This window comes from Paenibacillus sp. FSL M7-1414 (assembly GCF_038003195.1).
Classification (GTDB): Bacteria; Bacillota; Bacilli; order Paenibacillales; family Paenibacillaceae; genus Paenibacillus; species Paenibacillus amylolyticus.
The window spans coordinates 3961729-3983460 of the sequence record NZ_JBBOOS010000001.1; the positions used below are offsets into that span (position 1 = coordinate 3961729).

The 21732-nt window shown below is 44.9% G+C and carries 21 protein-coding genes; 4 read left to right on the plus strand and 17 right to left on the minus strand.

Annotated features, from left to right (window positions below):
- Positions 1-5: 5 nt before the first annotated feature.
- Positions 6-770 carry an HAD family hydrolase gene (locus tag MHH92_RS17165; RefSeq protein ID WP_036613669.1) on the plus strand — a complete coding sequence of 255 codons (765 nt, stop codon included), beginning with the start codon at positions 6-8 and terminating at the stop codon, positions 768-770.
- Between the two features lie 35 nt (positions 771-805).
- Here MHH92_RS17165 and MHH92_RS17170 read toward each other — a convergent pair whose 3' ends face one another.
- The 9 genes from MHH92_RS17170 to pdhA all read right to left on the minus strand — a co-directional run bounded on the left by MHH92_RS17170 (position 806) and on the right by pdhA (position 12769).
- Positions 806-3145, minus strand: a complete 2340-nt coding sequence (locus MHH92_RS17170; RefSeq protein WP_253509097.1) for a type IA DNA topoisomerase — start codon at positions 3143-3145, stop codon at positions 806-808.
- Between the two features lie 125 nt (positions 3146-3270).
- Positions 3271-3762, minus strand: coding sequence for a ferric iron uptake transcriptional regulator (gene fur, locus MHH92_RS17175; protein WP_340905168.1), 492 nt, complete (start codon positions 3760-3762; stop codon positions 3271-3273).
- Positions 3763-3993: 231 nt separating this feature from the next.
- Positions 3994-5481, minus strand: coding sequence for a glutamate synthase subunit beta (locus MHH92_RS17180; RefSeq protein WP_036673826.1), 1488 nt, complete (start codon positions 5479-5481; stop codon positions 3994-3996).
- Between the two features lie 616 nt (positions 5482-6097).
- Entirely contained in the window at positions 6098-6586 is a 489-nt protein-coding gene (locus tag MHH92_RS17185; protein WP_076250241.1) for a dihydrofolate reductase, read from the minus strand.
- Between the two features lie 50 nt (positions 6587-6636).
- The gene (gene thyA / locus MHH92_RS17190) at positions 6637-7431 is read right to left on the minus strand and encodes a thymidylate synthase (RefSeq protein ID WP_036613661.1); all 795 of its coding nucleotides are present in this window, start codon (positions 7429-7431) and stop codon (positions 6637-6639) included.
- Positions 7432-7707: 276 nt separating this feature from the next.
- Entirely contained in the window at positions 7708-9123 is a 1416-nt protein-coding gene (gene lpdA / locus MHH92_RS17195; protein ID WP_036613658.1) for a dihydrolipoyl dehydrogenase, read from the minus strand.
- Positions 9124-9126: 3 nt separating this feature from the next.
- Positions 9127-10446 (minus strand): dihydrolipoamide acetyltransferase family protein, encoded by a 1320-nt coding sequence (locus tag MHH92_RS17200; protein WP_047843378.1) that lies wholly within the window; start codon positions 10444-10446, stop codon positions 9127-9129.
- A 176-nt stretch (positions 10447-10622) separates the two neighbouring features.
- Positions 10623-11600: an alpha-ketoacid dehydrogenase subunit beta gene (locus tag MHH92_RS17205; RefSeq protein ID WP_036613653.1), complete on the minus strand. Its 978-nt coding sequence runs from the start codon at positions 11598-11600 to the stop codon at positions 10623-10625.
- 101 nt (positions 11601-11701) lie between these two features.
- The gene (gene pdhA, locus MHH92_RS17210) at positions 11702-12769 is read right to left on the minus strand and encodes a pyruvate dehydrogenase (acetyl-transferring) E1 component subunit alpha (RefSeq protein WP_017688072.1); all 1068 of its coding nucleotides are present in this window, start codon (positions 12767-12769) and stop codon (positions 11702-11704) included.
- Between the two features lie 256 nt (positions 12770-13025).
- On the opposite strand from pdhA, the gene MHH92_RS17215 reads away from it, so the two are divergent.
- Positions 13026-13760, plus strand: coding sequence for an alpha/beta hydrolase (locus MHH92_RS17215; RefSeq protein WP_091029375.1), 735 nt, complete (start codon positions 13026-13028; stop codon positions 13758-13760).
- 165 nt (positions 13761-13925) lie between these two features.
- On the opposite strand, the gene MHH92_RS17220 is transcribed toward MHH92_RS17215, so the two are convergent.
- Both MHH92_RS17220 and MHH92_RS17225 read right to left on the minus strand, forming a co-directional pair.
- A complete protein-coding gene (locus tag MHH92_RS17220) occupies positions 13926-14396 on the minus strand; it encodes a low molecular weight protein-tyrosine-phosphatase (protein WP_091029372.1) in 471 nt (156 codons plus the stop codon).
- Between the two features lies 1 nt (position 14397).
- Positions 14398-15099: a trimeric intracellular cation channel family protein gene (locus MHH92_RS17225; RefSeq protein ID WP_091029371.1), complete on the minus strand. Its 702-nt coding sequence runs from the start codon at positions 15097-15099 to the stop codon at positions 14398-14400.
- A 182-nt stretch (positions 15100-15281) separates the two neighbouring features.
- Between MHH92_RS17225 and MHH92_RS17230 the strand changes: the two genes are divergently transcribed.
- Positions 15282-15923: a thiamine diphosphokinase gene (locus MHH92_RS17230; protein ID WP_091029368.1), complete on the plus strand. Its 642-nt coding sequence runs from the start codon at positions 15282-15284 to the stop codon at positions 15921-15923.
- Positions 15924-16219: 296 nt separating this feature from the next.
- The gene (locus MHH92_RS17235; RefSeq protein ID WP_253509110.1) at positions 16220-16720 is read left to right on the plus strand and encodes a C40 family peptidase; all 501 of its coding nucleotides are present in this window, start codon (positions 16220-16222) and stop codon (positions 16718-16720) included.
- A gap of 110 nt (positions 16721-16830) precedes the next feature.
- Here MHH92_RS17235 and MHH92_RS17240 read toward each other — a convergent pair whose 3' ends face one another.
- From MHH92_RS17240 to MHH92_RS17265, 6 genes are all read right to left on the minus strand, one after another.
- Positions 16831-17535, minus strand: coding sequence for a response regulator transcription factor (locus MHH92_RS17240; protein WP_340905181.1), 705 nt, complete (start codon positions 17533-17535; stop codon positions 16831-16833).
- 119 nt (positions 17536-17654) lie between these two features.
- Entirely contained in the window at positions 17655-18704 is a 1050-nt protein-coding gene (locus MHH92_RS17245) for a ThiF family adenylyltransferase (protein ID WP_340905183.1), read from the minus strand.
- Positions 18701-19468: a thiazole synthase gene (locus MHH92_RS17250; RefSeq protein ID WP_340907698.1), complete on the minus strand. Its 768-nt coding sequence runs from the start codon at positions 19466-19468 to the stop codon at positions 18701-18703. Before MHH92_RS17250 ends, MHH92_RS17245 begins: the two co-directional genes overlap by 4 nt.
- Before the next feature lie 2 nt (positions 19469-19470).
- Positions 19471-19674: a sulfur carrier protein ThiS gene (thiS, locus tag MHH92_RS17255; protein WP_036613636.1), complete on the minus strand. Its 204-nt coding sequence runs from the start codon at positions 19672-19674 to the stop codon at positions 19471-19473.
- The gene (thiO, locus tag MHH92_RS17260; protein WP_340905187.1) at positions 19671-20837 is read right to left on the minus strand and encodes a glycine oxidase ThiO; all 1167 of its coding nucleotides are present in this window, start codon (positions 20835-20837) and stop codon (positions 19671-19673) included. The genes thiS and thiO overlap by 4 nt, the downstream gene beginning before the upstream one ends.
- Positions 20838-20854: 17 nt before the next feature.
- Positions 20855-21517, minus strand: coding sequence for a thiamine phosphate synthase (locus tag MHH92_RS17265; RefSeq protein ID WP_340905189.1), 663 nt, complete (start codon positions 21515-21517; stop codon positions 20855-20857).
- Positions 21518-21732: the final 215 nt, after the last annotated feature.

Genomic DNA, 21732 nt, shown 5'->3' on the forward strand with positions numbered 1-21732 from the left:
AGATCATGAAAATAATGAAACAACATATTTTGTTTGACCTTGATGATACACTCGTATATTGCAACAAATACTTCAACCTGATTTTGGGAGAATTCTTTGAGAATATGCAAGAGTGGTTTGATGGACATTCTCTGACAACACAAGAGATTCGGGAAAAACAGCTGGAGATCGATGTAACCGGAGTGAACAAGCTTGGTTTTGCGAGTCATCATTTCCCGCAATCCCTGATTGATACCTATCGTTATTTCTCCGGCAAGTTCGCCAGATTAACCTCTCCCAGAGAAGAATCTTATCTGAGCAAGTTGGGTATGAGTGTGTACGATCAGGAGGTTGAACCCTACCCTCATATGGTTGAAACGCTTGAGAACCTCAAGGGTGCTGGACACTCCCTCTACTTATATACCGGCGGCGAAACCGTGATCCAACAGCGGAAGATTGATCAGATGAAACTCTCGGCTTATTTTGATGATCGGATCTATATCCGACAACACAAAAACGTCGAGGCACTGGAAGGCATTCTGTCTAACGGTCCGTTTGATCGTCGTGCAACTTGGATGATTGGCAACTCACTACGGACAGATATTATGCCTGCGGTAAAAGCCGGGATTCACAGCATATATATCAAACAACCGAATGAATGGCAATACAACATCGTAGAACTTCAGCCTAATCCGGAAACATCGATGTATACCATCACTGCACTGGAAGAGGTACCTAAAGTCATACACGAAAATATACAACAGCAGCAACAGAAAAGGACCCTTGGATAAGGGTCCTTTTGCTGTATGTTAACTGTTAACTAAGATCAAGCATCCTGTTTCTCACCAGATAATTTGCCTGTTACTACGTCCTGCAAAATAATACGTGCTTTCACCGTACTCCCGTCTTTTCGTTTGAAAGACAGCACTTGTGTACTGCCCTTCTCAATCAGCGATTTTAACATCGTACTGGTGATTTTTTTGCCCGCATACTCTTTCCAGACCACAAACGAACAGCCTTCCTTGAAACGTGAGCATCCATAACCCTTCTTGCCCTCTATAATCTGACCCGAGCAGCCGGGAGAAGGGCAAGGTGCCAGTAACTCTCTCACTCCAGATGAGCTCGCACTTGAGGACGGCGCCTTGGTGGTCGTGCTTTTCCCACTGCCAACTCTCGATGAAGATGCCGTAGCCTGACGAGACGTTTTTACAGTTGAACCGCCACTAGCCATCTTGGCAGATGTCCTTGTATTCCCGGCCTGCGTTCTGGCTCCCTTGCCTTTTCCCCTACCTCCACGCGAATCTTCCCCAAAAGCATCTGCTGGTGCCGGGGCTTGTACACGCACTTTTTCAATGATGGACAAGGTGAATTTCTTAACGTTCTCCATGAACTTGTCCTGACCCGCCTCACCTTTGGAAATCTGATATAACCTTCTTTCCCATTGCCCGGTCATCTCAGGTGAAGTTAGCAGATCTACACCCGCGCGACGAATCAACTCAATAGCTGTTCTGCCTTTGAGCGTTAACTGCATTTTCTTCCCTTGCAGCGTAATGTAACCTACGTTTTTGAGGCGCTCAATTGTAGCCGCACGTGTAGCCGGAGTACCCAGACCACTATCTTTCATCGCATCTCGCAGCTCTTCATTCTCGATCTGCTTGCCTGCACTCTCCATCGCTTTCAGCAATGTTCCCTCGGTATAACTTTTGGGAGGTTGAGTCGCCTTCTCCTTGAACTCACTCTTCGTACATTGAACAGGCAATTCAGGTTGTACAGCAAAAGCCTTGTCCGTCCACTCTTCAGCTTCCTCTTCCTCATTGCCGTTTTTCTTGGTCTTTTTCTTGCCTGCACCGCCCTGTTCCTGATCTCCAGAACCGAGAACCACTTTCCATCCGAGGGACAACAGCTCTTTGACAGATGTCTTAAACTGATGTTTCTCCACTTCGGTGAGCACGGTATGTTGCTTATACTCCGCCGGAGGATAAAAGTGAGACAAGAATCGTCTGACAATCAAATCATAGATGTTCTGCTCATCCTTGGATAAGGTACCTGGTCGCTTCAAAGTAGGTAGGATCGCATGGTGATCCTCAACCCTGCTCGGATTACATACCCCTTTATTATTCTTATGAACAAGCTCTGGCTTGGCCCCTTGTGCAAGCTCACTATAGGTACCATTTTTAAGCAGGTTTAGTGTTTTGTGCATACCTTCAATATTCTGTTCTGTAACATAGTTGGAGTTTGTCCGCGGATACGAAATCACCTTGTGTTTTTCATACAAGGCCTGTGCGATATCCAGTGTTTTTTTGGCACCATATCCGAACTTGGCATTGGCTTCACGCTGTAAAAGGGTCAGGTCATACAAACGATACGGATACTCCTTCGTCTGCTTTGCTTCGTACTTGGTAATCTGCCCTGTCTTGCCCTTCACACTGGCTGCAATGGCCTCTGCTGCCTCCGCATCGGTCAACTTATCTCCCTGACGCAGTCCCCGGTACTCGACACCTTCCTGCCGAAACCAGGCGGCTACTTCATAAAAGGTCTGTGACTGGAACGCTTCAATCTCTATTTCCCGATCGTAGATTAGCGCGAGTACCGGCGTCTGAACACGGCCTACAGACAACAATGCATTATGGCGGGTTGTAAACGCCCGCGAGGCATTCATCCCAATCAGCCAATCAGCTTCACTTCTGGCGCGAGCAGCATGGGTCAGATTTTCAAATTCAGAGGCATCCTTCAGACCATCAAAACCACGTCTAATGCTCTCTGCCGTCAGATCCGATATCCATAAACGCTTTACAGGCTGACGCAGCTTCAATTGCTGTTGTATGAGGGCGAAGATGTACTGACCTTCTCTCCCTGCATCGCAAGCATTAACGATCGCTGAAGCCCGTTTTGCCAGTTCTCCAATCATTTTAAGCTGATCTTTAGTCCTCGGATTGGGTACAATCTTGAACTGATCGGGTATGATCGGCAGGTCCGCTATATTCCAGCGTTTGTACTTTGTATCATAGGCATCCGGTTCAGCCAGTCCAAGCAAATGCCCTATCGCCCAAGTGATGATGTAATGTTCACCCTCCAGATACGTGCGATTGTTCTTGGCCTTTGGTTCTATGACGGCGGCAATGGTTCGACCCATGTCGGGTTTTTCCGCTATAACCAGTGTCTTCATCCGTCCATCTCTCCTCCTTCACCGTCCGCATGACGGCAAAAAGGGGCATTCCGCCGACGGAAGCCCCTTGCTTCTGAAACTCATTATATCAGATTTTGGATTCGGGAGCACCTTCCCGAAATGAATTATCCTGCTGCTTGTTCCTTTAATACATGTTTTTGTCTGCACTCTTTGCATACACCCTGGAAATCCAGACGATGATCCGTAACAGCAAAGCCATACTGACGCTCGATTTGTTGTTCCAAACGAAGCAGACCATCTTCCATAATCTCTTCCACTTTACCACATTCTGTACAGATCAAATGATGGTGGTGATGGGAACCGTCTGTACTTCGCAGATCAAAACGCGCAGCGCCGTCACCAAAGTTAATCTTTTCAACGACCTGAAGGTCACTCAGCAGTTCGAGAGTGCGGTATACGGTAGCCAATCCAATCTCAGGGAACTGCTCCTTAACCAGCAGGAATACTTCCTCTGCGCTAAAATGATCCTTCTCATGTTCAAGCAATACACGTACAGTAACTTCCCGTTGTTGTGTTAACTTATATCCTTTTTCAACCAATTGATTTTTAATGTGAAAGATCTGTTCTGAAATGGACTTGTCCCGGTTAGTTGCCATAGCAGGTCGCACCTCCGATTTATATTCATTGAAATTTACTTTTATCGTAGGGATTCATGGTTTCAGTTAATCCTTATTTATAATCATTATAATATAATAATAAATCTTTATCACTTAAAAAGCAATGATATTGCTCACACTTACATGAAATATGTAGTCAAATTGGTTAAAATAACAGCAAACAACCCTCGCTGATCGCGAAGGTTGTCATTGATATCTTGTTCTATACTTTTACACCAGAACCGAAGCACCCATCAAGTATTTGTCCACTTCACGAGCAGCCTCACGGCCTTCATTAATTGCCCATACAACCAAGCTTTGACCACGACGCATGTCACCTGCTGCAAATACTTTATCCACATTGGTGTTGTATTTGCCGTAACGTGCCTTAACGTTTGTGCGACGATCTGTTGCAAGTCCCAGTTGCTCGACCAACGTTTGTTCCGGTCCGTCAAAACCAATGGCAATCATGGCCATCTGAGCCGGGAATACACGCTCTGTACCTGGAATCGGCTGATAAATCTTGCGACCAGTCTCATCCACAATACGCTCGATCTGTACTGTATGCAATTCTTTGAGGTTCCCCTCATCGTCTCCAACAAATTTCGTTGTCATGATGGAGAACTCACGCGGATCTTGACCAAACAACGCTTTGGCTTCCTCTTGCGCATAATCAAGTGTGTATACGTTCGGGAATTGCGGCCAAGGGTTGTTAATGCGGTCACGCTCCATAGGCGCTTGTGTATGCGTACCGAATTGAGTGATCGTACGACAACCATGGCGCAGCGATGTAGCCACACAGTCAGATCCTGTATCACCGCCACCAATGACGATAATATCTTTATCTTTAGCGGACAGATATTGACCATCTTCCAGATTGGAGTCCAGATAACTCTTAATGCTGCCATTCAGGAAATCCATTGCGTAATGAACGCCTTTCAAGTCGCTGCCTTCAATATTGAATTCACGCGGCTTCGTTGCACCACCGCACAATACAACAGCGTCATATTCATCCACCAGTTGTTGTGCTGCAATATCTTTACCAATCTCGGTGTTCGTAATGAATTGAATGCCTTCTGCTTCGAGCAGATCAACACGACGTTGAACTACGTTTTTATCCAATTTCATCGTTGGGATACCGTACATCAGCAATCCGCCGACACGGTCCGAACGCTCATATACGGTTACCGAGTGTCCTGCTTTATTCAACTGAGCCGCAGTAGCTAATCCCGCTGGACCTGAGCCTACCACAGCTACACGTTTACCCGTGCGTTTTTCAGGAGGTTGGGGAACCACCCATCCTTCTTCGAAACCTTTTTCAATAATTGCTTCTTCAATCGTTTTGATGGTTACAGGCTGACCAATTAAGCCAACTGTACATGATCCTTCGCAAGGAGCTGGACAGACGCGACCTGTAAACTCTGGGAAATTATTCGTTTTGTGAAGGCGCTCAAGTGCTTCTCTCCACAGTCCGCGATATACAAGATTATTCCATTCTGGAATCAGGTTATGCACGGGGCAACCTGATGTGCCGCCAATCATATCTATACCTGTATGGCAATACGGGGTACCACAATCCATGCATCGTGCACCTTGTGTTCTGAGCTCTTCTTCAGCCATGTGTTTATGAAACTCTTCCCAATCCTTAATCCGCTCCGCTGGCTCACGATCTGTTGGCAGTTGACGTTTGTATTCCATAAATCCAGTAGGTGTAGACATCTTACGTTTTCCCCCATCCGTTCTTGTCTTAATCCCTTCATGTGCATGGTTCTATATGAAATGGATTACTCATTACTTGAGTTTTTGTATATTGTATCACAAAATCTTCTCGAAGATATTTCAATTATAGTAGCATTTACTGTGCTGAATATTAAATGGATTATCCGCATAATTATTTGTATTTTATACATCATATCTTTCAAGTCTACCCATGGTCAATACCCTTATTTTGGTGTTAAATGTGGTTTTGAACTGCGAAATCTGGTGTGTGTTACAGAAATAAAAGGTCGAAACGTTAAGTGAATGTTAGATAATTTGTCATCAAATCCAACATATTTTGCTATAAATCGTTCTCAATTCCGAATATCAGACCTGTTTTAGGGCTTCACGACGTTAAACCCCCAAAACTTTTACACTTTTTTACTGTTTAATGCTTGGCCGTATGTATATTATACATAAATTCCAATTACTTATGTTATATTAATGTTATATGTATTCCAGTTTAAACAAGTGACTCATTTTTTTTATAAAGAAAAGACGCTGTTCACGAATATTTCGCAATCAGCGCCTCTCATCATACAAATACGACCGAAGTCAGGAATTTCTTATGCCCTATTTACCGTTTACGTTCGTAAAATTCAAATGTATACGCATGAACATTTTTTTCATCCTGTTCGCCTTCAATCTGTTCAATCAGTTCCCATTCGGACCAATCCACTTCAGGGAAAAACGTATCTCCCTCAAAATTCTCATGAATTTTGGTCACCACAAGACGATCTGCAAGTGGCAGGAACTCACGATACACTTGGGAACCCCCAATTACGCACAGTTCCTCACCTTTGGTTACACTCAGACCCTCCTCAATCGTATGTACGACTTCAGCCTGTTCCACCTTGTAGTTCAGATCTCTTGTCACTACGATATTACGACGCTGAGGAAGCGGCTTACCGCCAAAAGATTCCCACGTATTACGTCCCATGATAATGGTTTTGTTCAGCGTACGTTGTTTGAAAAAGGCCATATCCTTGGGTAAACGCCATGGAATCGAATTATTTAATCCGATCACCCCGTTCTCCCCCATTGCCCATACCAATTCAATACTCAAGGGTAATACACTCCTTCAATCCAAGTCTCTTGTCGAGATTGAACACATAATTAGACTGCAATTGGAGCTTTAATGCCCGGATGATGCTGATAGTTCTCAAACTCAAAATCTTCAAACTTATAATCAAAAATAGAATCCGGCTTACGCTTGATTACCAGCTTAGGTAAAGCATAAGGTTCACGCTCCAGCTGAGTTTTAACCTGATCAACATGGTTAGAGTAGATGTGAACATCCCCTCCAGACCAGATGAAATCACCTACCTCCAGATCACATTGCTGGGCGATCATATGAGTCAAGAGCGCATAACTCGCGATGTTAAACGGCAATCCGAGGAACGTATCCACGGAACGCATCGTAAGCATACATGATAATTTACCCTCTGCAACGTAAAACTGAAACGCAAAATGACAAGGTGGAAGCTTCATATTATTGATCTCAGCCACATTCCATGCGCTGACAAGGTGACGACGTGAATCCGGATTATTTTTGATCGAATCAATGACTGCAGCGATCTGATCAATTTTTTCTCCGTTTGGTGCTTCCCATGTGCGCCACTGCGAGCCGTATACCGGACCGAGATCCCCATTTTCGTCCGCCCAGTCGTCCCAGATCTTCACACCGTTTTCTTTCAAATAAGATATATTGGTATCGCCACTCAAAAACCACAACAGTTCATGAATAACCGATTTGAGATGAATTCGTTTGGTTGTTACCAGCGGAAATCCTTCGGAGAGATCATAACGGAGTTGTCTGCCAAATACAGATTGTGTTCCTGTTCCGGTACGGTCTCCTTTATGCACGCCGTTGTTCAGAATATCCTGCAATAAATCGAGATAGTTTTTCATGTTGTTATCCCCTCGCACTTCTTATTTGTTACCTATTCAGACTAAGACTGGCATACACCACATCACGTCCGATCATTTTAATATTGTATCATTTGAGCCTCTAGATAAAAAGGGCTTCCTCAAACATTATGCTATGTGTGACATTATAGTATAACATGTAAACCTTCACATGATCTCTCCCATTTTAAAACAAAAAAAGAGACGAATAACGCGTTAACGTCATTCGTCTCTTCTGATATACGTATAATGCCGGACGGATCCGAAGCTTAGATGATCTTAACGTGAGATGATGTGGATCGGGTGACCCATAACCAATTCCGCAGCTTCCATCACGATTTCGCCCAAAGTTGGGTGAGCGTGAATTGTGAGAGCCAGATCTTCCAAAGTTGCGCCCATCTCAATTGCCAAACCAAGCTCAGCAATCAAGTTGGAAGCTTCCAGACCTACGATTTGGCAACCCAATACAAGGCCGCTTTCTTCGTCAGCTACGATTTTCACGAAGCCTTCAGCATGGTTCAAAGATACAGCACGGCCGTTACCCGCATAAGGGAACTTGCCAGCTTTTACTTTGTAACCTTTTTCTTTAGCTTCTTTTTCAGTGTAACCTACGCTGGAACACTCTGGATCTGTGAACACAACAGCTGGCATACATTTGTAGTCAACTACAGATGGTTGTCCTGCGATTGCTTCAGCAGCCACTTTACCTTCATAAGAAGCTTTGTGTGCCAGAGCCAAGCCAGATACGATATCACCGATTGCGAAGATGTGAGGAATGCTAGTGCGACCTTGGTGGTCAACTTTGACAAATCCACGCTCGTCAACGTCAACACCAATCATATCGAGACCAAGTTCTCCATCTGTGTTTGGACGACGTCCAACAGTTACCAGCAGGTAATCCGCAGTTACTTCTTTGGACTCACCATTTACAGAGTACTTAACAGTTACATCTTTATCCGTTTGCTCAGCACTTTCAGCTTTTGCACCCGTTACGATTTCGATGCCTGTTTTCTTCATGTTTTTAGCCACGAGGCTAGTCATGTCTTTATCGAAACCTGGCAGTACTGTATCCAAACCTTCGATGATTGTTACTTTCGCACCGAATTTGGAGTACATTTGACCAAGCTCAGCACCGATATATCCGCCACCGATAACGATCATGCTTTTTGGTACTTCAGGCAAGTTCAGAGCTTCTGTCGAAGACAGAATGCGTCCGCCGAACGGGAAAGGTTTCAGTTCGATTGGACGGGAACCTGTTGCAATAATTGCATTTTTGAATTTGTAACGTGGAGACTCGTGGTCATTGAATACACGAGCTTCGTTTTCGTTGATGAACATGCACTCACCGTTGAAAACTTCAACTTTGTTGCCTTTGAGCAAACCAGCTACGCCGCCAGTCATTTTCTTAACAACGCCGTTTTTGAACTCTTGAGTTTTGCTGAAGTCCACTTTTACGTTCTCAGCAGAGATACCAAAAGCTTCACCGTGAAGTGCAGACTCATATTGGTGTGCAGCAGAGATCAGGGCTTTGGATGGAATACATCCACGGTTCAAACAAACACCGCCCAGTTCGGATTTGTCTACGATCAATACGCTTTGGCCCAGTTGAGCAGCGCGGATGGCAGCTACATAGCCGCCAGGACCCGCACCAATTACTAATGTGTCGATATTGAGAGAAGCGTCGCCTACTACCATATCTTACACCTCCATAACAAGCAGCTCAGGGTTAGCGAGCAGCTGTTTAATGTAATTCATAAAGTTTTGTGCTGTTGCGCCATCGATGATACGGTGGTCAAAGCTCAGGGAAAGAGCCATTACAGGTGCTGCAACTACTTCGCCGTTTTTGATCACTGCTTTTTCGCTGATGCGTCCTGTTCCGAGAATAGCAACTTCAGGGAAGTTGATGATTGGAGTGAAGAACATACCGCCAGCAGAACCGATGTTACTGATGGAGATTGTGCTTCCTCTCATTTCATTCGCGCTCAATTTGCCCTCACGACCACGAGCAGCCAGATCACGGATAGAATCAGCAATCATCCAGATGGATTTACGATCAGCATCTTTGATAACAGGAACGATCAAGCCGTTGTCTGTATCTGTAGCGATACCGATGTTGTAGTATTTTTTGTAAACAATTTCGTTAGCTTCTTCATCAATCATAGCGTTCAGAGCCGGGAATTGGCGGGAAGCCGCAACCAGTGCTTTAACGATGAATGGCAGATAAGTAACTTTTGTTCCTTTTTTCTCTGCAATTGGTTTCATGCGAGTACGGAAAGCAACCAATTCAGTTACGTCCACTTCGTCCATGATTGTAACGTGAGGTGCTGTGTAAGCCGATTTAACCATCGCATTAGAGATCGCTTTACGGATACCTTTGAATGGTACGCGCTCTTCCTCAACGTGTTGATCAGCTGCAGCTGCTGGTGCTGCGGATTTTTTCTCTTCTTGAGCCGGAGCTTCGGAAGATGCCGCTGCGGAAGAACCGCCACCGTTTTTGAAGGATTCAACATCTTCTTTGGTTACTTTACCGTTGTTGCCAGTGCCGTTAACCTGAGCGATGTCTACACCTTGTTCGCGAGCAAATTTACGTACGCTTGGTGTTGCCAGAACGTCTTTGGCAGGTACTGCCGGAACGCTGTTGTTGCCGCCTTCTTTAGCTGCATCCGAGCTGGAAGCTGCTGCAGAAGAACCGCTTGTGTCAGCTCCGCCTTGAGCTGCATCTTTCTCTTGCTCGCCTTGATCGCCAGCAGGAGCGTCGTCTTGCTCAGGAAGTTCGCCTTCTGCATCGATGATCGCTACAACTTCACCAACGTGGCAGACTTGACCGTCTTTAGCGAATACTTCTGTAACTGTTCCGTTAACCGGACAAGGTACCTCTACAACCGCTTTGTCGTTCTGTACTTCCATGATGATGTCGTCGTCAGTTACTTTGTCACCGACTTTGATGTGCATCTTGATGATTTCGCCTTCGTGCAGGCCTTCGCCCAATTCAGGGAATTTATATTCAAATTTAGCCAACTGAAAAACCTCCTTGATTATGTGCTCAATCCTGAAAACAACCCTTAACTCCAAGAAACAACTGTTACTGCTAATGCAAATAACTGTTACTCAAGGGGCTAATGGCTGTTTACAGTGCAGCTTGCGCTGCGGTGTGAATCACCATACTGCGCCTTGCGGCATGTCAGATGATTAAATTAGAAATTTACGACTTTGTTAACCGCAGCAATGATACGCGCCGGGTTAGGCAGCCATGTATCTTCGATTTGTGCAAATGGATATACAGTATCCGGGCCAGCTACACGCAGAACCGGAGCTTCCAAGTGCAGGATTGCTTTTTCATTGATTTGGGCAATGACTTCAGCTGCAACACCTGCGCTCTTTTGAGCTTCCTGTACAACAATTGCACGGTTTGTTTTCTTAACGGAAGCAACGATAGTATCGATGTCGATCGGGCTAACCGTACGAAGGTCGATAACTTCAACTTTGATTCCTTGTTTTTCAAGTTCATCTGCTGCTTTCACAGAAGTGTGAACCATCATCCCGTAAGTAATGATCGTTACATCGGAACCTTCACGAACAACGTTCGCTTTGCCCAATTCAACAACGTAATCTTCTTCAGGCACTTCTGCACGGAAAGCATGGTACAAGTTCAAGTGCTCCATGAAGAATACAGGATCGTTATCGCGAATAGAAGCGATCATCAGACCTTTTGCATCGTAAGGGTTAGAAGGAATTACGACTTTGATACCTGGTGTTTGCGTGAGCAGACCTTCCAGGGAATCTGTATGCAATTCTGCCGCTTTTACACCGCCACCGAATGGTGTACGGAATACGATTGGAGAATTGTATTTCCCACCGGAGCGGAAACGCATACGAGCAGCTTGCACTACCATTTGGTCAAGGGCTTCGAAGATAAAACCAACGAATTGGATCTCAGCAACCGGACGGAAGCCTTGTACACCCAGACCTACAGCCAGACCACCAATAGCGGACTCAGCCAGTGGTGTATCGAATACACGCTCTTCGCCAAACTCTTTTTGCAGACCTTCCGTTACACGGAAAACGCCGCCTACATTACCTACGTCTTCACCGAAAAGCAGAACGTTAGGATCACGTTTCAACTCCACGCGAAGCGCATCACGGATTGCTTCTTTCATGTTCATTTGTGCCATTTGCTTCATTTCCTCCTTAAACATTGACAGTTCACATTTGAATTCGTACATGTATACCGGGACATTAAAGTCGCGGATGTTTATGCTTTATCGGAAAAAACTTATTGGAAATCAGCTTTTTGCTCTTCCAAGTGCTTAGGCGTTTGTTCGAACATGCTGTCGATCAAGCCTGAAATCGTCATTTTCTCGGTTTTTTCCGCTTTTTTGATCTCTTCGTTTACTTTAGCTTTTGCTTCTTCTTTCACACGTGCTGTATCTTCTTCAGTCCAAAGACCTTTTTTCTCCAGATATTTAGCGAAACGTGCGATAGGATCTTTAGCAGACCACTCTGCCTCTTCTTCTTTTGTACGATACTTGGAAGCATCGTCCGAAAGGGAGTGAGGACGGAAACGGTAAGTTACTGCTTCAATCAATGTTGCGCCTTCTCCGTTACGTCCACGCTCAGCAGCTTCCTGAACAGCTTTGATAACAGCGAAGATGTCCATACCGTCAACTTTAACACCTTTGATACCTGCTGCTACCGCTTTGTGAGCGATGGAAAGAGCTGCAGTTTGTTTAGCAAAAGGAGTAGTGATGGCATAACCATTGTTTTGTACAAAGAAGATAACAGGCAGTTTGTATACACCAGCGTAGTTCAGACCTTCATAGAAGTCACCTTCAGAAGAACCGCCATCACCTGTGTACGTGATAACAACTTGTTTTTGTTTCTTCAATTTGTAACCCATAGCGATACCCATTGCATGCAGAATTTGTGCACCAATGATGATTTGTGGCATCAAGACATTAACGCCATCTGGAATTTGTCCACCATGTTGGTGTCCACGGGAGTACAAGAATGCTTGATAAAGAGGAAGTCCATGCCATACGAGTTGCGGAATGTCACGATAGCCAGGACATACAAAGTCTTCTTTTTCAATTGCAAATTCACTACCAACCATTGTCGCTTCTTGACCAGATACTGGAGCATAGAAACCAAGACGACCTTGACGGCCCAGGTTTACTGCACGGTCATCCCAAGTACGGGTAAATACCATGCGGTACATAATTTCTTTTAATTGATCATCGGAAAGTGTAGGCATCATGTCTTTGTTAACAATTTCGCCGTCAGGAGACAGCACGGACAGAGCTTCTACATCCTCTGTATACACTTCATAAGGAACCTTGCTCATTTTTTTCTTCACCTCAACAAAAAATTTGAATATCAAGTTCCGCTGTTATAATATTATTATACACCTGTTTCACTCCATACGTCAAAGAAATCCGTAATTTTTTTATGTTTCCTGCCGGATTGTATGTATAACAGGGGATTAATATTGGTATAACAGCATAATACATGATTGCGTGTTTGACCTAACCCCGCACAAGGGTAATCTTACCGTATTGCGCGGTCGAATGCAAAAAATTAACCGAGAAAGGTGACGTTTTATGACGGATTCCCGCTATTTGAAACGCACGATTGTGAAGGAAGAGATTGAAAGTCGCTATCTCGGAGAGAAGCGAACGCTCCGTATTTACCTCCCTCCGGGCTATAACGAATTACTTAGCTACCCTGTCGTATATTGTCAGGATGGCGAAGAATTTTTTAATTTCGGACGAATTGCTACAACAGCTAACCAAATTATTCTGGACGAAGGAGCCGAACCTTTCATTATTGTAGGGGTTCAGGTCGATGTGTCTGTGAGAACGCAGGAATATGCTCCATTCGGAGATCGGTTCAAGGCATATACCGCTTGCTTCGCTGAAGAGATTATTCCCTATATAGAAGAGAAATATCCTGTGCGCCGTTCTCCGCAGGAACGCATTCTTGCCGGAGACTCGCTTGGTGGCAGTGTTTCGCTTCATCTTGCTCTGTTATATCCGGATCTGTTCACACGTGTCATCAGCATGTCTGGTGCCTTCTACTCTGCTTCACAAGAAATCTATGCCGCAGCTGAAGATCTGTCTTGGCTCTCGATCTGGATGATCGTTGGTTTACAGGAAACTGCCTTTAAGGCAGATACCGGTACGTATGATTTTGTTCAATTAAACCGGGATACTCGAGAATTGCTGGAAAAACGTGGTGCCCTCGTCTCCTATCAAGAGAAAGACGGAAAACACCAATGGGGCTTTTGGCAGAAGGAATTGCCCGAAGCATTACTTTATTTTCTCCAGGAGAGATAAAAGGACCACATTAACAGGCGGCTGAAATGCCGCTATTGTTTTTCATTTTAATGATACCGCTTACAATTGTAATCTGAAAAAGAAGCAGGATATCCTGCTTGCTTTAAGTGCTCTAATCCTGCTTCTTTGCCCGATTACAAATTAAGCATGAATTTCGTTTACTTTTTAAGCTAAGGAATGTTCCGCTTCAATCTTTCTCAACAGAACATCGCAGCCTGCGTTAACCAGCTCGTACACCTCTTCAAAATTGCCTGTGTAATACGGGTCAGGTACTTCTCTGAGTTTTTCCTCGGGAAGCATGTCCATGAACTTGATGATGTCCGCCTCAGCTCCGCCTGGAACGTTGCGCACATTATCTGCATTGGAATTGTCCATACACACAATGTAATCAAATTGAGTAAAGTCTTCGCTGGCGAACTGTCTTGCTGCCATGTTGGCATAAGAAATCTGGTACGAATCCAGCAATTTTCGAGTCCCTTCATGCGGAGGTTTACCAACATGCCAGTCCCCTGTACCCGCTGAGTCCACACGAATCTGGTGTTCAAGCCCCTTCTCCAGGACTTTGTGACGCAAAACGGCTTCAGCCATTGGTGATCTACATATATTGCCCAGACATACAAACAAAACATTAATCATATTAATCCCCCTTGCTTAACGTACCTTGCAGTACCGACGATGTTGGCTGTGTCACAATGCTCTCCGGCTGAGGAGTGACGTTCCCGGTCTCAGATGGCACCAACGAACGACGTGGCAGTTTCCATTTATAATGTACAGAACACATCCGGAAGAACACAACGGCCGCGAAACAAAATAATAATCCGGCATTCGTTGTTAACCAACCCATACCTATAACAAAACCGGCTGTCATTGCCCATACAGCATAAATTTCGTCACGCAATACAAGCGGTTTACGTCCCGCAAGCACATCACGAATAACGCCTCCACCAATACCGGTCATTACTGCTGCAACGATAACTGCGCTAATAGGATGTCCCATGTTCGCCGCGTACAGCGCCCCTTGAATTGCAAATGCTGCGAGTCCGATTGCATCAAACAACGCCTCTGTTCGCTTCCAGTGACTTATCCACTTGAGAGGCAATATAAACGCAATCGCTACAGATACTAAGGCTAACATAATAAGTGATCCCTGACTCCACAGTGTCGTTACAGGTATACCTATAAGTACATTCCGGATAATCCCGCCTCCGAATGCCGTGACAAGTCCAAGCACTAGTACACCCAGAATGTCATACTCCTCTTCCATTGCTACGAAGGCACCGGACATTGCAAATGCGATAGTGCCTATAATGCTGAATACTTCAAAAATGTGTAAGTCCAACCTGTTCAAACCTCACTTTTCAAGTCATCTCCATGTCGCTCTACCCATTGTATCCGCGAGCACTGAAATTGTGCAACCACATTTTGTGGATTATACTGGTTTGGTGAATATATTTGTACAGGTTCCAACATTATATTTGAACAATGAACTATTTTTCTCTGAATTAGGAAGGATGAAATAAAATGACGGTGAAACGGATAGTTATTTTTACAGGCGGAAACTTATCTGTAGAATTACTTCAGGAAATACGAGAAGATGATATGATCATCGCGGCCGATCGCGGTGCATTATTTTTAATTGAACACGGCATTCAGCCTCACATTGCAGTTGGAGACTTCGACTCCATTACTGAAGAGGAACGTATCATTGTAAGCAACAATAGCATTCGGTTCATTACATGTGACCCTGTTCATAAGGATCTTACTGATACAGAAATGGCTTTTGAGACAGCGCTAGATTACGAACCTTCTCACATCTTAATGTTAGGTGCTACAGGTACACGTATGGATCACACTCTCGCTAATGTACATATCATGGTTCGCGCGATGCAACATCATATCTCCTGTGCCATTCAGGACAAACACAACTACATGACACTGACCACATCCAAAGCTGTGGTTGAACACCGAGACTATAAATATGTTTCTCTGCTGCCCTTGACTCATGAAGTTGCAGGAATAACTCTAGATGGTTTTATGTATCCGCTAGATCAAGCCACCATTCGCATGGGACAATCCTTGGGTGTAAGCAACAAGCTCTTAGGCTCCTCCGGTACAGTCACTATTGATAGTGGCTTATTACTGATAATTCAGAGCAAAGATTGAATCTATTCGTATGCTTCATAGTTATTTATTACGTTTTTGTAACCAGTGATTGAATGAAGAAAATAGGTTCACACATAACAAAGACCCTTGATATTCAAGGGTCTTTGTTGTTTCATCTTTATTCTTCGTCCGTCAATGATTAATTTTTTGACATTTTTAATCATATTTTAATAAACATACCCAAACCATTGTGGCGCAAGGGATTACACTTCCCTATCCAATTTCTAGGCTGTTACAAAGCTGTTATACTCGCTCTAGCAACTTAACGAAAACGAATTTTGGAGGTACTAACTAACATGAAAACAAACATCTTTGTCCAAAAGGCCGTAACCGTCGGGTTGTGCGCTACACTAGGTTTTGGAGCTGTATTAATGACTAACGCACCTGTTGCACAGGCAGCAACTGCTTCTGTATCCACAGGTCAACAAATTGTTAACTATGGCAAAAAATTCACTGGAACTCCATATAAATTTGGTGCTTCAACTTCAACAACCAAGGTTTTTGATTGCTCTTCTTTTATGAAATATATTTTCAAAAAGTATGGTGTAGATTTGCCGCGCACTTCCGTGAAACAATCCAAAGAAGGTAAAGCTGTGTCTAAAGCTAATCTGCGTGTCGGAGATCTGGTATTCTTCTCCAGTGGTAGCCGTTCTACCGGTTCCAATGTCACTCACGTAGGCGTTTATGCGGGAAATGGTAAAATTCTGCACACGTACGGATCTCCAGGCGTAACCCTCTCTGATCTGGACTCTGGTACTTGGAAGAGAACTTATGTTAAAGCTCGTCGTGTACTTTAGATTCACATCATAGCTAATGAGTAAGGACCGGGGTTTATAATCCGGTCTTTTATTTTTACCCTCTTTTTGCCACACTTTAAACTGGTGATTCATGGAACTAACTTCGTAATCTAATTTTTATCATGCAGCATATAACCGATCCCACGCACAGTATGAATCAGTTTCACACTTCTTCCCTTATCCACCTTAACCCTCAGATGTTTGATATACACATCCACAACGTTGGTATCCATCGCATACTCATATCCCCATACTTCCCGCAAAATATCACTCCGGGTACATGCTTCATTCACATGCAGGGCCAGGAATTCCAGCAATTCGTACTCTTTTGGTGTTAATGTTAGGTATTCCCCCGCACGATTTACCCGTCTTGAACGCAAATTCACTTTAAGATCATGAACTACAATTACTTCTTCGCCCTCTGGTGTTGCATTCGCAAAAACACGCAACAAGTTTCGTATTCTGGCAAGCATTACGGTCATGTGGATAGGTTCCTCCATCACGTCATTAGCTCCATAATCCAGCCATTCCACGATGAACTGAGGAGATGCATTTGAAGTAATAACCAGTAGAGGTATAACCTGACCTTTATCTAACCATCGTTTTAATTCTAATTTCTGATCCTGGCCACAATGTTTCGTCCCCTCTTCCCGGTCTACCAGGATGATCAGGTTAATATGCAACAACGAAGGCTCGACGGATTGGTTTAGTTCGGACCACTCCATTCGTTGCACCTCATACCCTTCGCTACATAAAACATCCTGAATAAGGCTGACCTGCTCTCCTGCTCCAATCAGCAAAATGGCTGTTTTCACTCTTTTTCACCCGGCCTGTCTCTTTCCCCACTGCTCGCAGCAATGGTTGGTACAGATAGCATGCCGTAAAATGAAAAAGTCCATTCCCTCAAGGGAACAGACTTTGCATCTTTCATGCTTTAACCAAAGTAGCGATGGACGAGCGTACGTGCTTCAGCTGTGTCTTTTGTTCCGTGTACGAGGACACGTCCATCTTGGAAAATGACCATTCTATGGACTCCTGTTGTAAAAGAAACCAGAAACGGATTGGATTCCACTTTTCCTTCTTGAAGTCTATCCAGACGTTCCGCTGTATGTTGAAGATCCAGATTCATGCGCCGTGCAGGTCGGATTTGAACCGTATCCCTGCCACACAACACATCGGTTTTCTCCAGATTGGACGCAGAAAGATATGGATACGTTGCCGAATCTCCGCAGGAAGGACAGTCTTTCTTTTTCGCACCATCCACATTGATGGATATGTATTCGTTCCTCCACACGTCAAATGACAATAACTTACGTCTCAATGCATTTGCATTGCCACTAAGTAACTTCATCGCTTCTGCGGTCTGATTCGCCGTTACCATCTGTACGGCTTGAGGTATGATGCCAGACGTATCACAAGTATCTCCACCCAGAGGGACTTCACCCAGCAAACAATTTAAACATGGCGTATCTCCGGGCATAAACGTATAGGTAATACCATAACTACCTACGCATCCACCATAAATCCAGGGAATACCGTGCTTCTGTGCCATATCATTAATAAGTAGTCGGGTATCAAAGTTATCCGTTGCATCCATGATCAAGTCTGTATGCTGAACGAGTTCTTCCAACTCATCTACTCTGACGTCCAACACTTTCCCTTCCACATGAACCGTGGAATTAATGGCAGATAAACGTTTTTCCGCCGCCATTGCCTTCGGTATCCGCTCCATCGCGTCCTGTTCTACATATAATTGCTGCCGCTGCAGGTTACTCCACTCCACATAATCACGATCCACAATCGTTAAGTGTCCGACTCCTGAACGAACTAACGTTTCTGCAATTCCTGTTCCGAGTGCGCCAGCACCTACAATTAAAACTCTGCTGCCCTTTAATCTGGCCTGGCCTTCCTTGCCAAGTGGCGCGTACCGTTCCTGTCTGGAATAACGATCGGCCTGCTCGGAAGATGTTATTTGATCTGTCATGTATGAACCATTCCTTCCACCGGACTACTGGCTGCTGCATAACGCTTTACGGGAATCATGCATGCCTCATATGCCAATCTACCCGCTTCTACCCCCAATCGCATCGCTTTAGCCATGCTCACTGGATCCCCTGATCCGGATACGGCTGTATTTAACAATACGCCATCGGCACCAAGTTCCATCGCATAAGCAGCATCTTTTGGGGAGCGTAATCCTGCATCTACAATTACAGGAACAACGGCCTGCTCAATGATGATCTCAAGGTTATAGGGATTGATGATGCCTCTGCCAGCTCCGATGGGAGAAGCGCCAGGCATTACAGCATGTACGCCAAGCAATTGCAGCCTTTTGGCTAGAATGACATCATCCGAAATATAAGGCAATACCGTGAATCCCTTTTCAAGCAAAATTTCGCAAGCCTTGTACGTTTCAATCGGATCTGGGAGTAACGTAATTCCATCTCCGATGACTTCGACTTTTATCATATCACAAAGTCCTGAAGCCCGCGCAAGCTCAGCAATCCGCACCGCCTCTTCCGCATTGGAAGCCCCCGCCGTATTCGGAAGAAGTGTGTATTTGTCCAAATCCAACGTATCCAGGAAATGCTTCTGATTACGTTCCTCCAGATTCAGACGACGAACAGCAAAGGTTAAAACTTCCGTTTCAGATGCTTCCACAGCCTGACTTTGCACTTCCAGATCGGAAAACTTGCCTGTTCCGAGCAACAATCTGGACTCAAACGTATATTTACCAATGTTTAACATCATCAACCGCCTCCTACAAAATGTACAATCTCAATTCGATCGCCTTCTCTTAATGCCGTCGTTTCATGGTACTCGCGGGTTAAAATATGTTTATTCAGCTCTACAACTACAGTCTTGACTTGCAGATCAAAAGATTGAAGCAGTTTATCCACACGATTCAATCTGTCTTCAATCTCCATCCGTTGACCATTAACGATGATATTCACTGCACCACTCCCTTTCTGTTCAATCGCTCAGGGCTCAGCGCCTCAATTCCGAGCTCTTCTGAGCTTTTGCCCTTGAGCAATTCAGCGATTAGTCTGCCTGTTATCGCACTGAGCAAAATACCGTTACGGTAATGTCCAAAGGCGGCCAACAGCCCGGGAACACTTTCGCAAGCACCTATATAAGGCAGACCATCCGGAGTTGCCGGCCTTACGCCTGCCCACGCCCGCAAAAATTGTGCTTCTTTCATCCCAGGCACCCAGTGGGTAGCCGCTGTTAATAGCTTCTGAACACCCTGTACAGAAACGTTTAAATCCGTTCTGCCTGGCAGACTGGTTGCCCCAAGCCAAACTTCGCCATTGGCTTTGGGAACAATATAGATATCCTCTGCATACACCGTTCTGTCAGGTCTGTACCCTGCATGTTCATCTGAGAACTGAACGGCGGCTATTTCACCTTTTACCGACCACACAGGCAAGCTCAGATTCACATGTCTCATCAACTCTTCACTCTGTAATCCAGCCGCTATAATGACATGTTTGCATTTCATCTCACCGATCGATGTGGTGATTCCCTGCACGCCGTGTTCGTTTGCTTGCACACGTATATCCTGTATGTCCTCCATAACCCGTGCTCCCAATGCTTGAGCGGATTCAGCATATGCCTTCGTTAGATGGACTGGAAGAATCTCACTCTCGTAAGGTCTGTAATAGGCTCCATACGTATCTCTGTTAAGCCATGATGCCTCCTGTTGCACAACGGAACGATCCCACCACACCTCATCAGCAGATAACGCAGACTTCCGATTGCCCTTATAACTACTTAATTCACTGTATGAACGAAAAGGAGTTAGGAATCCCTGGCGTTGCAGGCCAGTCTCTACCTCACTGAGTGTAGCCATTAGCACCTGTTGCTCGATAAGTAACTGTCTACTCTGCCTGGCGAGCTTAGCCATCAAAGGATGAGCAAAATCCTCACTATCTGCCGCCAGCATTCCAGCCGCCGCGCAAGAAGTGCCTCCCGCAATCGCCGAACGCTCCAGCAACAGCACATCCTGTCCACGGGAAGCCAGCTCATACGCAATGGCACAACCAACAACGCCTCCACCTACAATAATCGTTTCTGCATGAATCTTATCCGGTCTATCAGTAATGATCTTTTTCATCCTCTCATCTCCTTGATTCAGCGGCTCAAACTTTCTGTAGCAACGATAGCCTGCCTTAATAATGCAGCAGCCCGATCCGGGGAATCGCTCGCCCATACATTCGAGATCACAGCGACTCCCTGTGCGCCTGCAGAGCGAATAGCGTGAATGTTTCCCGGTTCGATGCCCCCAATTGCCATGACAGGAATGGAGACACCAGAGCACACTTCAGCCAGAGCATAAAATCCTCTTGGTTCAAGATCAGGCTTACTGTTGGTTGAGTAGACATGCCCGAAGAAAAGGTAATCGGCTCCCCGTTCTTCAGCGATTTTTGCCTCATCGATTGAATGAACAGATACGCCCAAACGAAGTCGCTGCACATTGCTTATTACAGCAGGGTTATAGTTACGTATCGCATCTTGCCCCCAATGTACACCGCCATAGATGTCATTCTGTGGTGGCAGTTCTGAACCATTGATAACGATGCGACAAGATGGAACGCCAACGCTACGCAGACTTTCAGCCCAACCGATCTTGTCTTGCCACGAGAGTTGTTTCTCTCGTATATGGATGTAGTCCACCCATGGCCAAACGTCCTTTGCAGCTTTTACAAAAGATGCTTGATTCCCTACACCCGTAGATACAACATGCAATTCAAATGATTCGTGAACATGTTCATGAGAACTTACCGTACTGTTCATCCCCTTCCATGTGTGAATGCTATGAAAACACAAAAAAGCCACTCCCGTAGGGGAGTGGCTGCGTATTAATTATAGGACCAGATGACTGACTGATACATACAGTTCATTTCGTGCAATAAAGCTATAGACCTTATAGCCATAACGTTATACACGCAACTGCATGTTTCAATTTACTAAGCAAGACGGTTGAATTCTTTCGAATTGCCGTTTGCTCA

Coding starts and splice junctions, on each gene's coding strand:
- MHH92_RS17165 (WP_036613669.1), top strand. CDS start 6: ATGAAAATAATGAAACAACATATTTTGTTTGACCTTGATGATACACTC.
- MHH92_RS17170 (WP_253509097.1), bottom strand. CDS start 3,145: ATGAAGACACTGGTTATAGCGGAAAAACCCGACATGGGTCGAACCATT.
- fur (WP_340905168.1), bottom strand. CDS start 3,762: ATGGCAACTAACCGGGACAAGTCCATTTCAGAACAGATCTTTCACATT.
- MHH92_RS17180 (WP_036673826.1), bottom strand. CDS start 5,481: ATGTCTACACCTACTGGATTTATGGAATACAAACGTCAACTGCCAACA.
- thyA (WP_036613661.1), bottom strand. CDS start 7,431: ATGAAAAACTATCTCGATTTATTGCAGGATATTCTGAACAACGGCGTG.
- lpdA (WP_036613658.1), bottom strand. CDS start 9,123: ATGGTAGTAGGCGACGCTTCTCTCAATATCGACACATTAGTAATTGGT.
- MHH92_RS17205 (WP_036613653.1), bottom strand. CDS start 11,600: ATGGCACAAATGAACATGAAAGAAGCAATCCGTGATGCGCTTCGCGTG.
- pdhA (WP_017688072.1), bottom strand. CDS start 12,769: ATGAGCAAGGTTCCTTATGAAGTGTATACAGAGGATGTAGAAGCTCTG.
- MHH92_RS17215 (WP_091029375.1), top strand. CDS start 13,026: ATGACGGATTCCCGCTATTTGAAACGCACGATTGTGAAGGAAGAGATT.
- MHH92_RS17220 (WP_091029372.1), bottom strand. CDS start 14,396: ATGATTAATGTTTTGTTTGTATGTCTGGGCAATATATGTAGATCACCA.
- MHH92_RS17230 (WP_091029368.1), top strand. CDS start 15,282: ATGACGGTGAAACGGATAGTTATTTTTACAGGCGGAAACTTATCTGTA.
- MHH92_RS17235 (WP_253509110.1), top strand. CDS start 16,220: ATGAAAACAAACATCTTTGTCCAAAAGGCCGTAACCGTCGGGTTGTGC.
- MHH92_RS17245 (WP_340905183.1), bottom strand. CDS start 18,704: ATGACAGATCAAATAACATCTTCCGAGCAGGCCGATCGTTATTCCAGA.
- MHH92_RS17250 (WP_340907698.1), bottom strand. CDS start 19,468: ATGTTAAACATTGGTAAATATACGTTTGAGTCCAGATTGTTGCTCGGA.
- thiO (WP_340905187.1), bottom strand. CDS start 20,837: ATGAAAAAGATCATTACTGATAGACCGGATAAGATTCATGCAGAAACG.
- MHH92_RS17265 (WP_340905189.1), bottom strand. CDS start 21,517: ATGAACAGTACGGTAAGTTCTCATGAACATGTTCACGAATCATTTGAA.